Below are 15532 nucleotides of genomic sequence, written 5' to 3'. Positions count from 1 at the left end.
GCCTGGCGTCCGCTTACTGCACGATGAAATCGGAGAACAGCACGTCGTCGATGGATAACGTGGGCTGCGGCGTGGTGATCGGCTCGTTGAACAAGTCGAGAATCTGCTGCTTCAGCTGGACCTTGCCTTCGGGCTTGATCAACTCTTCGGCGCTCTTGCCGGATAGTAGCATCAGCAGCCGGCTGCGAACCTCGGGCATGTGCTGAGTGAGGAACGTGCTGGTCGCCTCGTCGCCGACGCGCAGCGACAGCCCGACGTAGAGCAGGCGGTCGCCGTAATCGCTCTGCAAATTGACGGTGAAGGGGTTGATGGTCACGAAAATCGGCACCGGCGCTTCGACCGGCTCGTCATCGACGACCTCGGTCGCCTCGCTGCCGTCGCGGGCGTCGAGGAAGAAGTACACGGCGACCGAACTGGCCACCGCCAGCAGGACGATCAGTAGCCCTATCAACAAGAGGGAGCGGCTTTTACGGGATGCGGCCATTGATTCTGCCATTACGGTGATCTCTGAAAGTTGCAGCGGATTATGCGGTGCTAGAGGGTGTCGCGATCGACGGAAAAGACGCCTTCCGGTCTGCTAACTTCCCCTTTCATGCGCCGGGATCGGAAGATGAAGGCGTGCCAATCGCGAACGGCGCCGCATGACTTGATGTCGCGGCGGGAGTGCCCGCCGCTATCCGTGTTATCGGCAGTGCTGATTAGGATCTGTTGACGTTTCAGCGCGAACCGCGTTGCTGCGCCAAATGGCGCCAGGCCAGGCGCGGGATGCAGAGAAGGGTGGTTCCCTTTTCCAATCCCGCAACGCCGCATGGCGCCATTTGTCGCGCAACCCGAAGGGCCGGGCCAGTTTTTGCACGGTGCTGCGTTATTCGTCGTTCATTTGGAACGACCAAACAACGCTCCTCACGCCTTGCCCCGCACAAAAACTGGCTCCGGCGCGGCCGTGCATGAAACGTCAATAGATCCTAGGCGTAAAGGCTGATGTTGCCATTTGGGGTGAGGGCAACCTGGCGCAGGGTGGCGTCATCGCTCGTATCGACTCCCGATGCGGCAAGCAGCGGGCCGGAGGCGCTCGACGTGCCACGCGGGCGATCGTCGTCCGATGACTGGCCTTGCTGGAACTGCCCCTGGTCGCCGACCATCGCTTCACCCAGGGCGATGCCGCTGTCAGCGAGCGCCTGGCGGAGCTGGGGAATCGCGGCCTCGACGGCAGCCCGAACCGGGGCGTGGGCAGAGAGAATCTGAAGCTGTGCCTGCTGGTCCTGTACCGTCAGTGATACGCTCAGCGGACCGAGCTCCTGAGGATGAAGGCGTAGCGACATCTGCTGATCACCGCGCTGATGCATCTGCAGGATTTGCTGGCCGAAGGAGGCGGGCCATTGCGGTGACTGAACCGGGGTCGAGATGGCGCCGTTGGTCACCGCGGCTGCCGATGCCAACCCCGTGCCGTTCGATAGCGGCGACGCCAGATGTGTCAGAGATCCGCCATCGGGCCGCGGGCTCGTGAAGAGGGCGCTATCCAGTCCGTCACGTTCCGCGCCGGATGCCGACAGGGCGTCTGCGAGCGCGTTCGTCAGCGCTGCACCGGCAGGGTCTCCCGTTGACGGGGATTGGGACAGAACCTGGCCGGCGGCGGCCAGCAGCCCCGAGGACGAGGTCGATGTTGGATTGCCGCTACGGTTTCCTTCGATCGCCGAGAGCAGTTCGCTGAGCCCGGGCTGTTCGGAGGTCGCATTGACGCGAGTCGAGGCGCCGGGCTGCTCGCTGTCATCCGACACCTTGCCGGACAGCATCGCGGCCACACTTCGCGCGGCGTCGCTGGCCGTCAGGGTCATCTGCTGCAAGGTAGATTGTCCGGCACCGAGTGTCGCGGCGCCATTGCCGGCGGCAGCCGCCGAAGCGTTACCGGCTGGTTGCGCGCCCGTCGTCAGCGGAAGCGCGGCGATGATGGCGGCAAGATCTTCCGCGTCGATCGGCCCTGCGTCGCTATCGCTCGCCTTGGCGTTCGATGTCGCCTTGCCGTCGGTCTTGCCTTCGAGGCTGGCCAGGACGGCGTGAAGCCCTGCCATGTCTCCCTCTTCCAGGGCTTGCAGAATCTCGCGCGCGTCCTCGCTCGTCTGTCGAGTGGCGTCGGATTCGGCATCCGCTGCCTGCGAATCCTTTGTCGCTTGGCGGCTCGAGGCGAGGGCCGACGACGCGTCATCGGCTTCTTGCGTATTCGACCGCTCGGTGGTGTTCGTTGCCTGCGACGCTGAACTGCCGCCGGCTGCGGATCGCTGGGGTTTTTCTGCCCCTGCGGCCCGCTGCATGACATCGGCGAAGGGCGCGCTGGCCGTTTCCTTGGACGCGCTGTTCCCGGTATTGGCGCCACGCGTCGAGGATGAGGTCACGCTGGTGAGAGAGGAAAGTTCCATGGACTACGCCGCCAGTTTCGTTATCGGATAGAGCTTCTAATCGGTGCTGCTGAGCAGGGCTTCCATTCAGTGTTTCGGTATTACCACTGGTGCCCGGCGTCTTGCTGACGGCGGCGTAACTGCGCCGCCATTTCGTCGCTGTGACGTTGCTCGTGACGAGCCTGGTGGCGGGCCGCTTCATGCTGGCTGCGTGTATGCAGCGTGTCGTAGGCGTTGAGTTTTCGGCGTTCGCCCTGCCAGTGCTGCTTGCCGTTCTCGACGCGGGTCTGGTGCTCGCCGAGCCGTCGCTGTTGCTGTTCGATCGCCTTGTCGAGAGAGGCGATGAACTGTTGATAGTCCCGCCATTGGCTCGATGAGACACCCCGGGTCAGACTGTCGTGGAGCTTGCGCTGGTACTCGTCACGATAACGCTGCAGCTGCCCGAGCTGATTCTGAGCCTCCTGCTGTTGACGCTGCAGGTGGCCCAGGTTCTCGACAGCCTTGTCGCTGCTGCGCTGCGCCAGATCACGAAGCATCTGCATGGCGTGCATGTTGGCCAAAGCGTTACCTCCTATCCGTCCGTCGACCGGGGGCGATTCACCGAGGCGATCCACCGGGGCAATCCACCGGGGCAATCCACCGGGGCAATCCACCGGGACAATCCACCGGGACAATCCACCGGGACAATCCACCGATTGCCATTGTGGCGCTCGGGCCGTCCCGTCAAAGGATTGATAAGCGATGAAAAATGCCACTATTCCGGAACAGCGCGCGCCGATTTGCCACTCGAGGGGGCGGCGGAAGGTCAGTCGTCGATCGGTATGAGTCTATCGAGATCGGCCTGGGTAGGAGCCAGTTCGGCGATCTCGTTCATACGCTGTTGCAGGAAGGCCTCGAGTCGTGGATAGAGCGCGACTGCGCGATCCAGCTGGGGGTCCTGGCCGCTGATGTAAGCGCCAACGTTGATCAGGTCGCGGTTGCGCTGGTAGCGCGAGATCATCTGCTTGAAGCCTTGCGCCTGGCGCAGGCGCTTGGTATCGACCACCGCCGGCATCGCACGACTGATCGAGGCCTCGATATCGATGGCCGGGTAGTGGCCGCTCTCCGCCAGCTGTCGTGAAAGCACGATGTGGCCGTCGAGAATCGCGCGGGCGGAGTCGGCGATCGGATCCTGCTGATCGTCGCCTTCCGTCAGCACGGTATAGAAGGCGGTGATCGAGCCACCGCCGCGCTTGCCGTTGCCGGCCCGCTCCACCAGCGCCGGGAGTTTGGCGAAGACGGAGGGGGGGTAGCCCTTGGTTGCCGGCGGCTCGCCGACGGCCAGCGCGATCTCGCGAGCCGCCATGGCGTAGCGGGTCAGCGAATCCATGATCAACAGCACGTTACGCCCCTGATCACGAAAGTCTTCCGCCAGCCGCGTCGCGTAGGCCGCGCCTTGCATGCGTTGCAGGGGCGAGGTATCGGCCGGGGCGGCAACCACCACGGCTCGGGCCAGGCCCTCGTCGCCCAGAATGTTTTCGATGAAGTCCTGAACTTCGCGCCCCCGTTCACCGATCAGGCCGACGACGATGACATCGGCATTGGTGAAGCGCGCCATCATGCCCAGCAGCACACTCTTGCCGACTCCGGAGCCGGCGAACAGGCCCATGCGCTGGCCGCGGCCCACGGTGAGCAGCCCGTTGATGGCACGGATGCCCACGTCGATGGCGGTATCGATGGGCGCACGGGCCAACGGGTTGATCGGCGGCGTGTCCAGCGGGGCGTGGGGTGCCTGCTCGAGCGGGCCGTGGTCGTCGAGTGGCCGGCCGTTACCGTCGACGACGCGGCCCAGCAGCCCGTCGCCCAGCGGGAAGCGCCTGGCGCTGGCGATGTCCAGGCGGTTGCCGCTGAGCGCGAGTACCCGGGCGCCCGGCAACAGGCCGCTGGTGTCTGCCAATGGCATCAGGAACAGCTTGTCCCCGGCAAACCCGACCACCTCCGCCTCGGCATAGCGTTCGTCATCGTGGCCGTTGCCGGGGGAGAGTTCGATCAGGCAGGCACTGCCAAGCGGAAGGCGGATTCCGATGGCTTCCAGCACTAGCCCCGTGGCGCGAGTCACCCGGCCTTCGTGGCGGTAATGGGAGAGCGATTCGACGCGATGGCTGATCTTGCCCAGCACTTGACGCCAATGCTGGTGGTGCTGGGAGGTCCCCGATGAGATCGAGGACTCTGTGGCGTCACTCGTCATCGGAGCTCTCGCCACCGGAACTCTCGCCACCGGAACTTTCGCCATCAGAACTCTCGTGACCCGGACCTTTGTGATCCTTACCGCTGTGATCGGCACCTTCTTGCTCCGAGCCACCATGGCTGGAGCGGTCATGGCCGGACTCGAGCCCGCCGTCCTGAGATTCAGGCTCTGCCGGTTGGCCGCTCGACGTCGTCTTGCGTTGACGCCGCTGGTCGAGAATCGCCTTCCACTGGGTGCTCAGGCTGGCGTCGAGTCCGCCGGCGGCACTGGTGACATGGCAGCCGCCGCGCTCGAGCGTGGGGTCGGCGTGACACTCCCAGCCGCTGGCCTCGAGTGCATCGCCCATGGTGGTCGTTACCAGCTCGAGATCATCCGGATGCAGCCACAGACGGGGCTTGCCGTTCAGGGTGGTGTCGGCATCGAGCAGCTCGCGCACGACGCTCAGAATGTGTTCGGGGTTTGCGGCCAGCGACTCGCCCGCCAGTTGGCGGCCTGTGATCAGCGCCAGTTCGACCAGTTGATCGGCGACTTCGGTATCCAGCGTCGCCAATGCCTGACGAAAATTGTCGGCCAGCTCGGCAAGGGGGCGTAGCGTCATGTCCAGGCGCTTGTTGAATTCCAGTTCGGCGGCAGCATTGGCCGCTTCGAGACCTTCCTGGTAACCCGCCTGATAGCCTTGCTCGTGCCCTTCGCTGTAGCCGCTCTCGAAACCCTGTTGCCGGGCCTTTTCGGCGATCGCTCGGCGCGCCTTTTCCTCGGCGTCTTCCCGTTGCCGGCGACGACGCTGCGCTTCGGCGTCTGCGGCGGATTGACCGGGAGCCGGGGACGGCGCGCGCGCGAGCTCTTCCATCTGCCAGCGGTGCCATTCGACACGGTCAGACTCGGTCCGATTGCCGCGATCAGACGTAGCCATCGTCGCCACCCGTCAAGGCGATTTCGCCGGAATCCGCCAGACGCCGTACGACGGCCAGAATCGCCTTCTGTTCGTTTTCGACCTGCGATAGGCGAACCGGCCCTCGGTTCTCCATGTCCTCGAGCATCAGCTGTGCCGCGCGCTGGGACATGTTGCGAGTGAATTTGTCGACCAGCGCCTCTTCGGCACCGCGCAGTGCAATCACCAGAGAGTTGGTCTCGACTTCGCGCAGAATCATCTGGATGCCGCGATCGTCGATATCCAGCAGGTTCTCGAACAGGAACATCTCGTCGATGATGCGTTGCGCCAGGTCCTCGCTGTGCGCGCGAACCACTTCGATAACCTGTTCTTCTTGGGAGGAGTTCATCAGGTTGAGAATCTCTGCCGCTGTTCTTACGCCGCCCATCTTGCTGCGCTTCAGGTTGGTACCATCCAGCATTGAAGAGAGTACCTCGGTAAGCTCTTGCAGCGCTGCCGGCTGTACGCCGCTGAAGGTGGCGATGCGCAGCATGACGTCTTCGCGCAGCTTGTCGCCGAACAGTTCGAGAATATCGGCGGCCTGAGAGCGCTCCAGATGGACCAGAATCGTGGCGATGATCTGCGGGTGCTCGTCGCGGATCATTTCGGCGACCATCGACGCTTCCATCAGATTCAACGAGTCGATGCCCGACGCCGTATTGCTGGTCTCGAGAATGTCCTCGATCAGGCTGCTGGCGCGTTCGCTGCCCAGTGCCTTGGTCAGAACCGCGCGGATGTGATCGCTGGAGTGCAGATTGATGGCCGTAAACTGCTCGGCTTCCTCGTAGAAGTCGCGTAATACCGCCGCCATCTCCTGATGAGAGACCTGGCCGAGCTTGGCCATTTCCTGGCTGAGATCCTGCACTTCTCGGCTGGAGAGAAACTTGAAGACTTCCGCTGCGCTGTCTTCATCCAGGGAGAGCAACAGGATGGCGCCGCGTCGAGCGCCAGTCATTTCCACCGTCATGATTTGTCCATCCAGCTTCTGACGACCATGGCGACCAGGCGGGGATCTTCCTGGGCGATTTCACGAACTTCCTTGAGATCCTGCTCGTAGCTCGAGGCGCCGCGACGGCTGCGTTCACGTCTCGAGCCGTCAGCGTGCACGTCGTCGCCGGGACCGCTGTCACTGACTGCCTGATAACTCGCAGCGCCAGCGGCGGAGGCTGCCGCGCCGGTGGCGGGTGTCGGTGCCGCCACCGGCGCGGGAGCGGGCTCTGCGGTCTGGCGACGCAGGAGCGGTTTCACCACCTTGAACCACAGGAACAGGGCGACCAGGGCGACGACGAGATACTTCAGTACGCTCTTGCCGAGACTCCAGACTTCCGGCGTCTGCCACCAGGGCAGGGCGTCGAAATTCTGTGCATCGATCTGGAATGGGCTGTTGACGACCTCGAGCGCATCGCCACGAGCCGTCGAGAAGCCCATCGCCTGGCGCACCAGACCACGAATCTGCTCCATTTCCGTATCGCTCAGGGCGACACGGGTCGGGTTGCCGTCCTCGTCGACTCCTTCGCGATAGTTGACGACAATGGCTGCCGACAGGCGCTCGATGTCGCCACTGTGCTGCTTGATGTGCTCGACGGTGCGGTCGACTTCATAGTTGACGGTACTGTCGTGACGTACCCGGCCGGTCTCGGTGGTGTCAGCGGTCTCGGTGGCGGCGCCCTGCGTATCCGCGTTCTGGTTGTCGGCATTATTAGCGTTACCGGCGTTGTCGGCCCCATCGGTCTGGGCTTGGGTATCCGGCGCATTGATCGGGGAGGCGGCAACGCCCGGCGGCTGATTGCTCAGTGCGCCTGGTACGCCCATGGCGAGGTCGCCATTGCGCTGGTACGACGAGCTGCTCTGTTCGCTGCGCACGGCAGCCTCGTTCGGCGCCTGGTTAGGGCCGTAACGCTCCGCGGTCTGTTCCCGTTGGGAGAAGTCGATTTGCGCGGTGACCTGCGCGCGTACGTTCTTGGCGCCGACGATCGGCGCCAGGATCGCCTCGATGCGCTGGGCGTACTGGTCCTCGAGATTATTGACGTAATCGAGCTGGCTGCCATCCAGCTGGTTGGTGTTGCGGTTGGAGCGGCTCAGCAGATCGCCGTTCTGATCGATGACGGTAACGTCGTCGACGGCCAGTTGCGGCACGCTGCTGGAGACCATGTGGACGATGGCATTGACTTGGCCTTCGCCCAGTACCCGACCCGGCTGCAGGTCGAGGACGACGGAGGCGGAGGCGGGTTCGCTCTCGCGGACGAAGACGGACGGCTTGGCCATGGCGAGGTGAACGCGGGCCCGCTCGACGCTGCCCAGCGTGCCGATGGTGCGGGCCAGTTCGCCCTCCAGAGCGCGCTGGTAGTTGACCTGTTCGGCGAACTGGCTGATGCCGAATGCCTGGTCATCCATCAGCTCGAAGCCGACGCCGCTGGCTTCGGGCAGCCCCTGTTCGGCCAGCCGGAGACGAGTCTGGCGGACCTGATCGGCCGGAACGAGCAGGGCCTGGCCGCCCTCGCTGAACTCGTAGGGGATGCCCATGGTATCGAGCTGGGTGATGATTCGTCCGCCGTCGGCGTCGGTCAGCGTCGAATAGAGAACGCGATATTCCGGGCTGCGGGCCCATAGCAGCAGGGCAATGACGATAGCCACGGCAGCAGCGCCGGCTACGATCAGCGGGATACGGGGGTTCTGTTGCAACTTGTTCAACCAGTCGCGACCGCCGGACGTCGCCGCCGAAGCGGCTTGCCGATTCGGATTCCGGGCGGATGCGTTGGTTGAACTCTGAGCGTCGTTGGACGACGTGGCCGTGCTCATGTCGGACTCCGCTCATGGCACGTGGTGCGACTCGACAACATAGCAGTAGTCTGCTCCCTGCAACGCGTCTGCTCATCCGTGCCTCGACACGCTCGGAGAGTCAGTCCGATGCGGCCCTGGCCGGGGCGTTAGTTTGATGGCAGCCATTATGTGTCGGTACGTTAATGGCGAAGGTGGGAAAAGCCGATGTTTTCACGCGCATTTACCGCGATAGTGATTGGCTTGCTGTTGATAGGCTGCCAGCGTCGAATCCACCGGCGGTCGTGTCGCTTTCCCACAGGGCGCCGTCATACAGGAAAATCTTCATGAGTGCTCCAGCCATTCAAGCGGCGCTTCAGCAAATGCAGGCTCTCTCGGCTCAGGCAGGCGGGCAGAGCGCGGCGTCGCAGAGTTCCGTTGCCGAGACTCACGGCAGCTTCGCCGGGGAGTTGCAGGCCTCGCTCGGACGAATCAACCAGATGCAGCAGTCCGCCAATCAGCAGGCGATGTCCTTCCAGGCCGGCGATTCCGGCGTGGCATTGAACGACGTGATGATCGATTCCCAGAAGGCGAGCGTGGCCTTCGACATGGGTGTCCAGGTGCGTAATCGTCTCGTGACCGCGTACAAGGAAATCATGGGGCTGCAGATTTAAGGCATCTTTCCGGCCTTATTTTGCGCCTCGCCCAAGCTCGGCGGTCGTTTGACCGCCGAGCTTTTCGCGTTCATCAGACACCAAGCTTGCGATGCTGGCGCCATGTCTCCACCGAGTAGAATCCGAGCCCGATCCAGATCAGGACGAAGGTGAACAGTTGAGGCCAGGAGATGGTTTCGTCGAATACCCATAGCGCCAGCAGGAACTGCAGCGTCGGGTTGAGATACATCAGAAAGCCGACGGTAGAGAGCGTCAGCCGCCGGGCGGCGCCGGCAAAGGCGAGTAGCGGCAGGGTGGTGACCACGCCACTGACGATCATCAATGCGGTGGTCTTCGACGTCTCGCCGAAGTGAGACTGGCCGTGCCAGGTCAGCCACGCCAGCGCGGCGAGGCTCAACGGCAGCAACAGGCTCGTTTCCACCAGCAGCCCCGACAGCGCATCCAGGGAGACGCGCTTGCGCAGCAACCCGTAGGTGCCGAATGTCATGGCCAGCACCAGGCTGATCCAGGGCAGCTTGCCGAGCATCACCAGTTGCAGCAGAACGGCGCCGAGCGCGAGACCGATCGCCAGCATCTGCCAGCGCCCGAGCCGCTCGCGCAGCACGAGCATCCCTAGCGCCACATTGACCAGCGGCGTCATGAAGTAGCCCAGGCTCGCCTGCAGCACATGGTGGGTTTCCACCGCGTAGATATAGAGCCCCCAGTTCAGCGCGATGAGCAGCGCGCAGCCGAGACTCCAGCCCAGCCCGCGAACCAGTTCGCGCGGGCTTCGAAAGCTGCGGCGCAACGCGGCCCAGCGTCTCATCAGCGTGACCACGACGATCAGGAAGGCGCAAGACCAGAGGATGCGCTGGATGAGCACCTCGAACGCGGGCACGCCGTCGAACAGCGAAAAGAACAGGGGGAAACAGCCCCACATGGCGTACGCGCCAACGCCGAACACGACGCCAAGGCGGGCATCGCTCGCGGAAGCCTGCCGCTCCGGGGTTGCCGTCTCGGTGGTTTGAGGTTGGGAATCATCCATTGCAGGGCTCGACACGATCGACGCTCCATATCTCGGGCCCGTAATCTATCATGACCACGTCACGCAGGCTGCCCGACGTCGACGGGAAATGTACTGAAATGACCCGCGTCAGACGAGGGCGGCGATTCCAGAGAGGAAAGCCATGAGTGAATTACGCGTCAGTCTGGTGCAGAGCGAACTGCACTGGGAAGATCCGGCAGCCAATCGACGCCTGCTGGATAGCCGCATGGGGATGCTGGATGGCAGCCGGACCGATCTGATCGTGCTGCCGGAAATGTTCGCCACCGGGTTCACCATGAATGCCGAAGCCATGGCGGAGCCCTTCGACGCCAGCCCGACGCTGGACTGGATGCGCAGCCAGGCGCAGGAGCGAGGCTGCACCATCACCGGGAGCCTGGCGATCGCCGACGGTGGACGCCGCTACAACCGGCTGGTCTGGATGACGCCGGAAGGGGTGATGACCCATTACGACAAGCGGCATCTGTTTCGCATGGGCGATGAGCCCAGGCATTACGCGGCGGGCACCCGGCGCCAGGTGGTCGAGATCAAGGGCGTCCGTATCCTGCTGTCGGTATGTTACGACCTGCGTTTTCCGGTGTGGCTGCGCCAGCAACCCGGCGCCGGGCAACCTTTCGAATACGACGCGCTGCTGTGCGTCGCCAACTGGCCGGCGCCGCGCAGACACCCGTGGCGAACGCTGCTGCAGGCGCGTGCCATCGAGAATCTGAGCTACGTGATCGGCGTCAACCGGGTGGGAGAGGATGGCAACGGGCTGCCTTACGCCGGCGACTCCATGGTGGTGGACTTCAAGGGCGAGCCGCTGGCCGATCATCCGCCGGGCGAGGCGTTCGTCGAAACCGTCACGATTTCCAGCGATGCGTTAAAGACGTTTCGCGACAAGTTCCCGGCGTGGCAAGATGCCGACACTTTTCACTGGGGTGACTGACAATGCGGTTGGATCGATTTCTTAGCGAGGCCACGGAACTCACGCGCAGCCAGGCCAAGCGTGCACTGCGCCAGTTCGAGGTCAGCGTCGACGGCGAAGTGACGCGAGACGCCTCGTATCAGGTTTCCGACGACCAGGTGGTGCGGTGGCAGGGCGACATACTGGAACGGGTCGGCTGGAGATATTTGATGATGCACAAGCCGGTAGGTGTCGAGTGCTCCCTGCGCCCGACGCATCATCCCTCCGTGCTGAGTTTGATCGATATCCCGCAGATCGAGCGGGTGCATCCGGTAGGGCGGCTGGATCTCGATACTTCGGGACTGCTGCTGATCAGCGACGATGGCAAGTGGACGCACCGCGTGACCTCGCCGAACCGCGCCTGTGTGAAGCGCTATCGTGCGACATTGGGTGAACCTCTGGCAGCGGGTGAGGCTGAGCGCATCGCGCAACAGTTTGCCGAGGGCGTCGAGTTGAACGGTGACGATAAGCCGACCCGGCCGGCCACTTTCGAAGCCGTGAGTGATACCGAAGTGCTGATCGGCGTCACCGAGGGGCGCTACCACCTGGTCCGGCGCATGCTGACGGCGGTGGGGCATACGGTCGAGACGCTGCACCGTGAAGCGATCGGGCCGTTGGAGCTCGATCCGGATCTCGAACCCGGCGAATGTCGCTATCTGCGCCCGGAAGAGATAGCCGCGTTCTGAATTGCCTTCCAGCGAGAAGCGGGAGCCGTGGGAGCGCGGACTTCAAGATTTATACCGTTATCTTGTTTTGGCAAGACATCTTCAGATCACCTTGAATTCGTCATCAAGGCAGGGAGAGGGAGGAAGCGTCGATCAGCGCTCGTGTGTAAGCCGATTGCGGGTTCTCGAGCAGCGCTTCGCATTCTCCCTGTTCGACGACTTTGCCATCCTTCAACACCAGTATTCTGTGTGCCATCGCTCTGACCACGGCGAGGTCGTGGCTGATGAACAGGTAGGCGAGGCCGTGTCTGGCCTGGACGCTGCGCAGCAGCTCGATCAGTTGCTTCTGCACCGTGCGATCGAGGGCCGAGGTCGGTTCGTCGAGGACCAGCAGACTCGGCTTGAGGATCAGGGCGCGGGCGATGGCGATACGCTGGCGCTGACCGCCCGAGAACTCGTGGGGATAGCGGTCGCCGCAGTCCGGCGGCAGGTCGACGTCGCGAAGCGCTTCGGCAATGCGCTCGGCCACGGTCGATTCATCGAGCTCGGGATGATGGAAACGCAGTCCCTCGCTGATGATACCGGCCACCGGCATGCGCGGTGACAGCGAGCCGTAGGGGTCCTGGAACACGATCTGGAACCCGCGTCGCTGGCGCCTGAGGGCGTCGCCGCTCAAGGTATCGAGCCGCTGTCCGGCGAAGCGGATCTCGCCGCTGGCGGGCAGTAGCCGGATCAGGGCCGAGGCCAGCGTCGTCTTGCCGGAGCCGGATTCACCGACGATGCCGAGTGTTTCCCCCTTGCGGAGTTGCAGCGACAGCGGCTCGACGGCGACGAAAGCCGGAGGGCGAGGCCGCAGAAAGGGTTTGGGCCGGGAGAACGCCACGCTGACGCGATCGGCGGCCAGCAGCGGTGTTTCGCCGTCCTGTTCCGGAGGCGCCGGTCGGCCGCTGGGAATGGCATCGATCAGCTGTCGCGTATAGGCGGCCTGCGGCGTGTCGAAGACGACGGGCGTGGGGCCGGTCTCCACGCGCTCGCCACGACGCATGACGACGACCCGGTCGGCATGGCGACGCACCAGATTGAGATCATGGCTGATCAGCAGCAGGCCCATGTCGTGACGATCCCGCAGGTCGTCCAGCAGCGCCAGAATCTCCTGTTGTACCGTCACGTCCAGTGCCGTGGTGGGCTCGTCGGCGATCAGCAGTTTCGGGTCGTTGGCGATCGCCATGGCGATCATCACCCGCTGGCGCTGCCCGCCGGAAAGCTGGTGGGGCCAGGCCGAGATCAGCTCCTCGACCCGGGGCAGCCTGACCTGTGTCAGTAGCTCCTTGATGCGGCGTTTGGCGGCTTCGCCTCGAAGCCCTTGATGCAGGCGCAGCGTTTCTCCCAGCTGCTTGCCGACGCTATGCAGCGGATTCAGCGACGTCATCGGCTCCTGGAAGATGAAGCCGATCTGCCCGCCGCGCAGCGCGTTCCATTGGCGAGGCGAGAGATGGCCGATATCGCGGCCGTCGAAATAGCGCTCTCCCTCGATGTCGGTGCCCGTCGGCAGCAGCCCCAGCGCGCCCAGCGCGCTGACTGACTTGCCCGATCCCGATTCCCCGACCACGGCGACGGTTTCCCCGCGATCGACATGCAAATCCAGCGCGGTTACAGCCGCCTGGGCGCCGAAGCGGATGGTCAGTCGGCGCAGTTCGAACAGTCGCTTGTCGCTCATGGCAGGCTTTCCTGACGCGGGCTATCGGGTATGGCGGCAGGTCGGTCGACCCGGCTCGCAGTGAGGATATGGCGTGGGTCGAATGCGTCGCGCAACCCCTCGCCGATGAATACCAGCAGCGACAGCATCACGCTCAGGGTGACGAAAGCGGTCACGCCGAGCCAGGGCGCCTGCAGGTTGTTCTTGCCCTGGGCGACCAGTTCGCCCAGCGAGGGCGAGCCCGGCGGCAGCCCGAAGCCGAGGAAGTCCAGTGCCGTCAGCGTCGTGATGGCGCCGGTGAACAGAAACGGAATGAAGGTCAGCGTGGCGACCATCGCGTTGGGGAGCACGTGTCGGCGCATGATCAGATGCGAGGGCAGCCCCATGGCGCGCGCGGCTCTCACGTATTCGAGATTTCGAGCGCGCAGGAATTCGGCGCGAACGATATCCACCAGGCCCAGCCACGAGAACAGCAGCATGATGCCCAGCAGCCACCAGATGTTGGGTTCGACCAGGCTGGCCAGGATGATCAGCAGAAACAGGACCGGCAACCCGGACCAGATTTCGATCAGGCGCTGGCCGATCAGGTCGATCTTGCCGCCGAAGTAGCCTTGAATGCCGCCGATTACCACGCCGAGGAAGATCGAGCCGATGGTGAGCGCCAAGGCGAAGGCGACCGACAGCCGAAATCCGTAGAGAACGCGAGCGAACACGTCGCGGCCCTGATCGTCGGTCCCCAGCCAGTGGCGGCTGCCGGGCGGCGAAGGCACCGGCCCCTGCACGTCGCGGTCCAGCGTCTGGTAGGAAAACGGCACCGGCGGCCACAGCATCCAGCCATTGTCGGCGATCTGCTCGTAGACGACAGGGTCGCGATAGTCGGCCGTCGTCGGCAGGAAGCCGCCGAACTCGGTTTCGGGGTAATCCACCAGCAGCGGCACGTACCAATGGCCGTCGTACTGCATCACGATCGGCTTGTCGTTGGCGACCAGCTCGGCGCCCAGGCTGACGATGAACAGCAACCCGAAGATCCAGAGCGACCAGACGGCGCGGCGGTTGCCGCGAAAGACCTGAAGGCGACGCTGAGTGATTGGCGACAAGCGCCGGCGATGGCTCGATGTCATCACGACTCCCGGGTGCCGAAATCGATGCGTGGGTCGACCCAGACGTAGGTCAGATCCGAGATCAGCTTGAGTACCAGCCCGATCAGGGTATAGAGATAGAGCGTGCCGAAGATCAGCGGATAGTCGCGCTGCATCACGGCCTCGAACCCCAGCAGGCCAAGGCCGTTGAGCGAGAAGATCACCTCGATCAGCAGCGAGCCGGTGAACAGGATGCCGATCAGCGCCGAGGGCAGGCCGGCGATGATGATCAGCATGGCGTTACGGAATACGTGGCCGTAGAGCACGCGCCGATCCGAGGCGCCCTTGGCGCGGGCCGTCAGCACGTACTGCTTGTGAATCTCGTCGAGGAAACTGTTCTTGGTCAGCATGGTGAGGGTGGCGAAGCTGCCGATGGCCGAGGCGAGGACCGGCAGCGTGATGTGCCAGAAGTAATCCTGGATCTTGCCGAGCAGTGACAGTTCGCTGAAATTGGAGGACGTCAGCCCGCGCAGCGGGAACCAGTTCCAGTAGCTGCCACCGGCGAAGACCACGATCAGCAGGATCGCGAACAGGAAGCCGGGGATCGCGTAGCCGACCACCACCGCGCCCGACGACCAGACGTCGAAGGCGCTGCCGTGACGCAGGGCCTTGCGAATGCCCAGCGGAATCGAGATCAGGTAGACCAGCAGCGTGGTCCATAGCCCGAGCGAAATCGATACCGGCAGCCGATCCAGCACCAGGTCGAGCACCGGCTGGCCCCGGAACAGGCTCTCGCCCAGATCGAACGTGGCGTAGTCCTTGAGCATCAGGCCGAAGCGTTCCCAGGCCGGCTTGTCGAAGCCGTACTCTTCTGTCAGCTGCTGGCGCAGCTCGTCGTTGACGCCACGGAGCCGCTGCGCGTTGCCTCCGCTGTTGTTACCGTCAGCGCCGCCGCTTTCGAGACCGGTGCTGGCATTGCTGTTCAAGCCTTCGAAGCGGGCCATCATCTGGTCGATCGGTCCGCCGGGAGCGGCCTGCACGATGATGAAGTTGAGCAGCAGGATCCCCAGCAGGGTGGGGATCATCAGCAGCAGGCGACGAACGATATAGCTGGCCATGTCG

14 protein-coding genes are annotated in these 15532 nt (G+C 63.8%); 3 read left to right on the top strand and 11 right to left on the bottom strand.

The genetic code is table 11. The annotated features are described in order from the left end of the window. Positions 1–13: 13 nt before the first annotated feature. The 7 genes from fliL to fliF form a co-directional block, all read right to left on the bottom strand. A complete protein-coding gene (gene fliL, locus ACWHY3_RS09675) occupies positions 14–484 on the bottom strand; it encodes a flagellar basal body-associated protein FliL (protein ID WP_332779305.1) in 471 nt (156 codons plus the stop codon). Positions 485–965: 481 nt separating this feature from the next. Next, positions 966–2414 (bottom strand): flagellar hook-length control protein FliK, encoded by a 1449-nt coding sequence (locus tag ACWHY3_RS09670; RefSeq protein ID WP_448126416.1) that lies wholly within the window; start codon positions 2412–2414, stop codon positions 966–968. 80 nt (positions 2415–2494) lie between these two features. After that, positions 2495–2944, bottom strand: coding sequence for a flagellar export protein FliJ (gene fliJ, locus ACWHY3_RS09665; protein ID WP_256961265.1), 450 nt, complete (start codon positions 2942–2944; stop codon positions 2495–2497). A 254-nt stretch (positions 2945–3198) separates the two neighbouring features. Next, on the bottom strand, positions 3199–4620 hold the full coding sequence (gene fliI / locus ACWHY3_RS09660; RefSeq protein ID WP_448128123.1) for a flagellar protein export ATPase FliI: 1422 nt from the start codon (positions 4618–4620) through the stop codon (positions 3199–3201). Continuing rightward, a complete protein-coding gene (locus ACWHY3_RS09655; protein ID WP_448128122.1) occupies positions 4610–5533 on the bottom strand; it encodes a flagellar assembly protein FliH in 924 nt (307 codons plus the stop codon). The genes fliI and ACWHY3_RS09655 overlap by 11 nt, the downstream gene beginning before the upstream one ends. Then, entirely contained in the window at positions 5520–6518 is a 999-nt protein-coding gene (gene fliG / locus ACWHY3_RS09650) for a flagellar motor switch protein FliG (protein ID WP_448128121.1), read from the bottom strand. The genes ACWHY3_RS09655 and fliG overlap by 14 nt, the downstream gene beginning before the upstream one ends. Continuing rightward, positions 6515–8350 carry a flagellar basal-body MS-ring/collar protein FliF gene (gene fliF / locus ACWHY3_RS09645; protein ID WP_448128120.1) on the bottom strand — a complete coding sequence of 612 codons (1836 nt, stop codon included), beginning with the start codon at positions 8348–8350 and terminating at the stop codon, positions 6515–6517. The genes fliG and fliF overlap by 4 nt, the downstream gene beginning before the upstream one ends. A 305-nt stretch (positions 8351–8655) precedes the next feature. Here fliF and fliE point away from each other — a divergent pair, with 305 nt between their 5' ends. Then, on the top strand, positions 8656–8982 hold the full coding sequence (fliE, locus tag ACWHY3_RS09640) for a flagellar hook-basal body complex protein FliE (protein WP_448128119.1): 327 nt from the start codon (positions 8656–8658) through the stop codon (positions 8980–8982). A gap of 73 nt (positions 8983–9055) precedes the next feature. Here fliE and rarD read toward each other — a convergent pair whose 3' ends face one another. Continuing rightward, entirely contained in the window at positions 9056–10006 is a 951-nt protein-coding gene (gene rarD / locus ACWHY3_RS09635; RefSeq protein WP_448128118.1) for an EamA family transporter RarD, read from the bottom strand. Positions 10007–10148: 142 nt separating this feature from the next. Here rarD and ACWHY3_RS09630 point away from each other — a divergent pair, with 142 nt between their 5' ends. Both ACWHY3_RS09630 and ACWHY3_RS09625 read left to right on the top strand, forming a co-directional pair. Further along, positions 10149–10952, top strand: a complete 804-nt coding sequence (locus ACWHY3_RS09630; protein ID WP_303853263.1) for an amidohydrolase — start codon at positions 10149–10151, stop codon at positions 10950–10952. Positions 10953–10954: 2 nt separating this feature from the next. Next, positions 10955–11656 carry a pseudouridine synthase gene (locus tag ACWHY3_RS09625; protein WP_303853265.1) on the top strand — a complete coding sequence of 234 codons (702 nt, stop codon included), beginning with the start codon at positions 10955–10957 and terminating at the stop codon, positions 11654–11656. A gap of 103 nt (positions 11657–11759) precedes the next feature. Here ACWHY3_RS09625 and ACWHY3_RS09620 read toward each other — a convergent pair whose 3' ends face one another. From ACWHY3_RS09620 to ACWHY3_RS09610, 3 genes are read right to left on the bottom strand one after another with little or no spacing between them, the layout of a single operon-like run. Continuing rightward, complete coding sequence (locus ACWHY3_RS09620; RefSeq protein ID WP_448128117.1) at positions 11760–13352, bottom strand: ABC transporter ATP-binding protein; 1593 nt, start codon at positions 13350–13352, stop codon at positions 11760–11762. Continuing rightward, positions 13349–14452 (bottom strand): ABC transporter permease, encoded by a 1104-nt coding sequence (locus tag ACWHY3_RS09615; RefSeq protein ID WP_303853268.1) that lies wholly within the window; start codon positions 14450–14452, stop codon positions 13349–13351. Before ACWHY3_RS09615 ends, ACWHY3_RS09620 begins: the two co-directional genes overlap by 4 nt. After that, on the bottom strand, positions 14452–15528 hold the full coding sequence (locus ACWHY3_RS09610) for a microcin C ABC transporter permease YejB (RefSeq protein ID WP_087719436.1): 1077 nt from the start codon (positions 15526–15528) through the stop codon (positions 14452–14454). The genes ACWHY3_RS09615 and ACWHY3_RS09610 overlap by 1 nt, the downstream gene beginning before the upstream one ends. Between the last annotated feature and the right edge of the window lie 4 nt (positions 15529–15532).

The sequence above is a fragment of the Salinicola sp. NYA28a genome (assembly GCF_976982775.1).
This window is presented reverse-complemented; position numbering and strand designations above follow the sequence as displayed.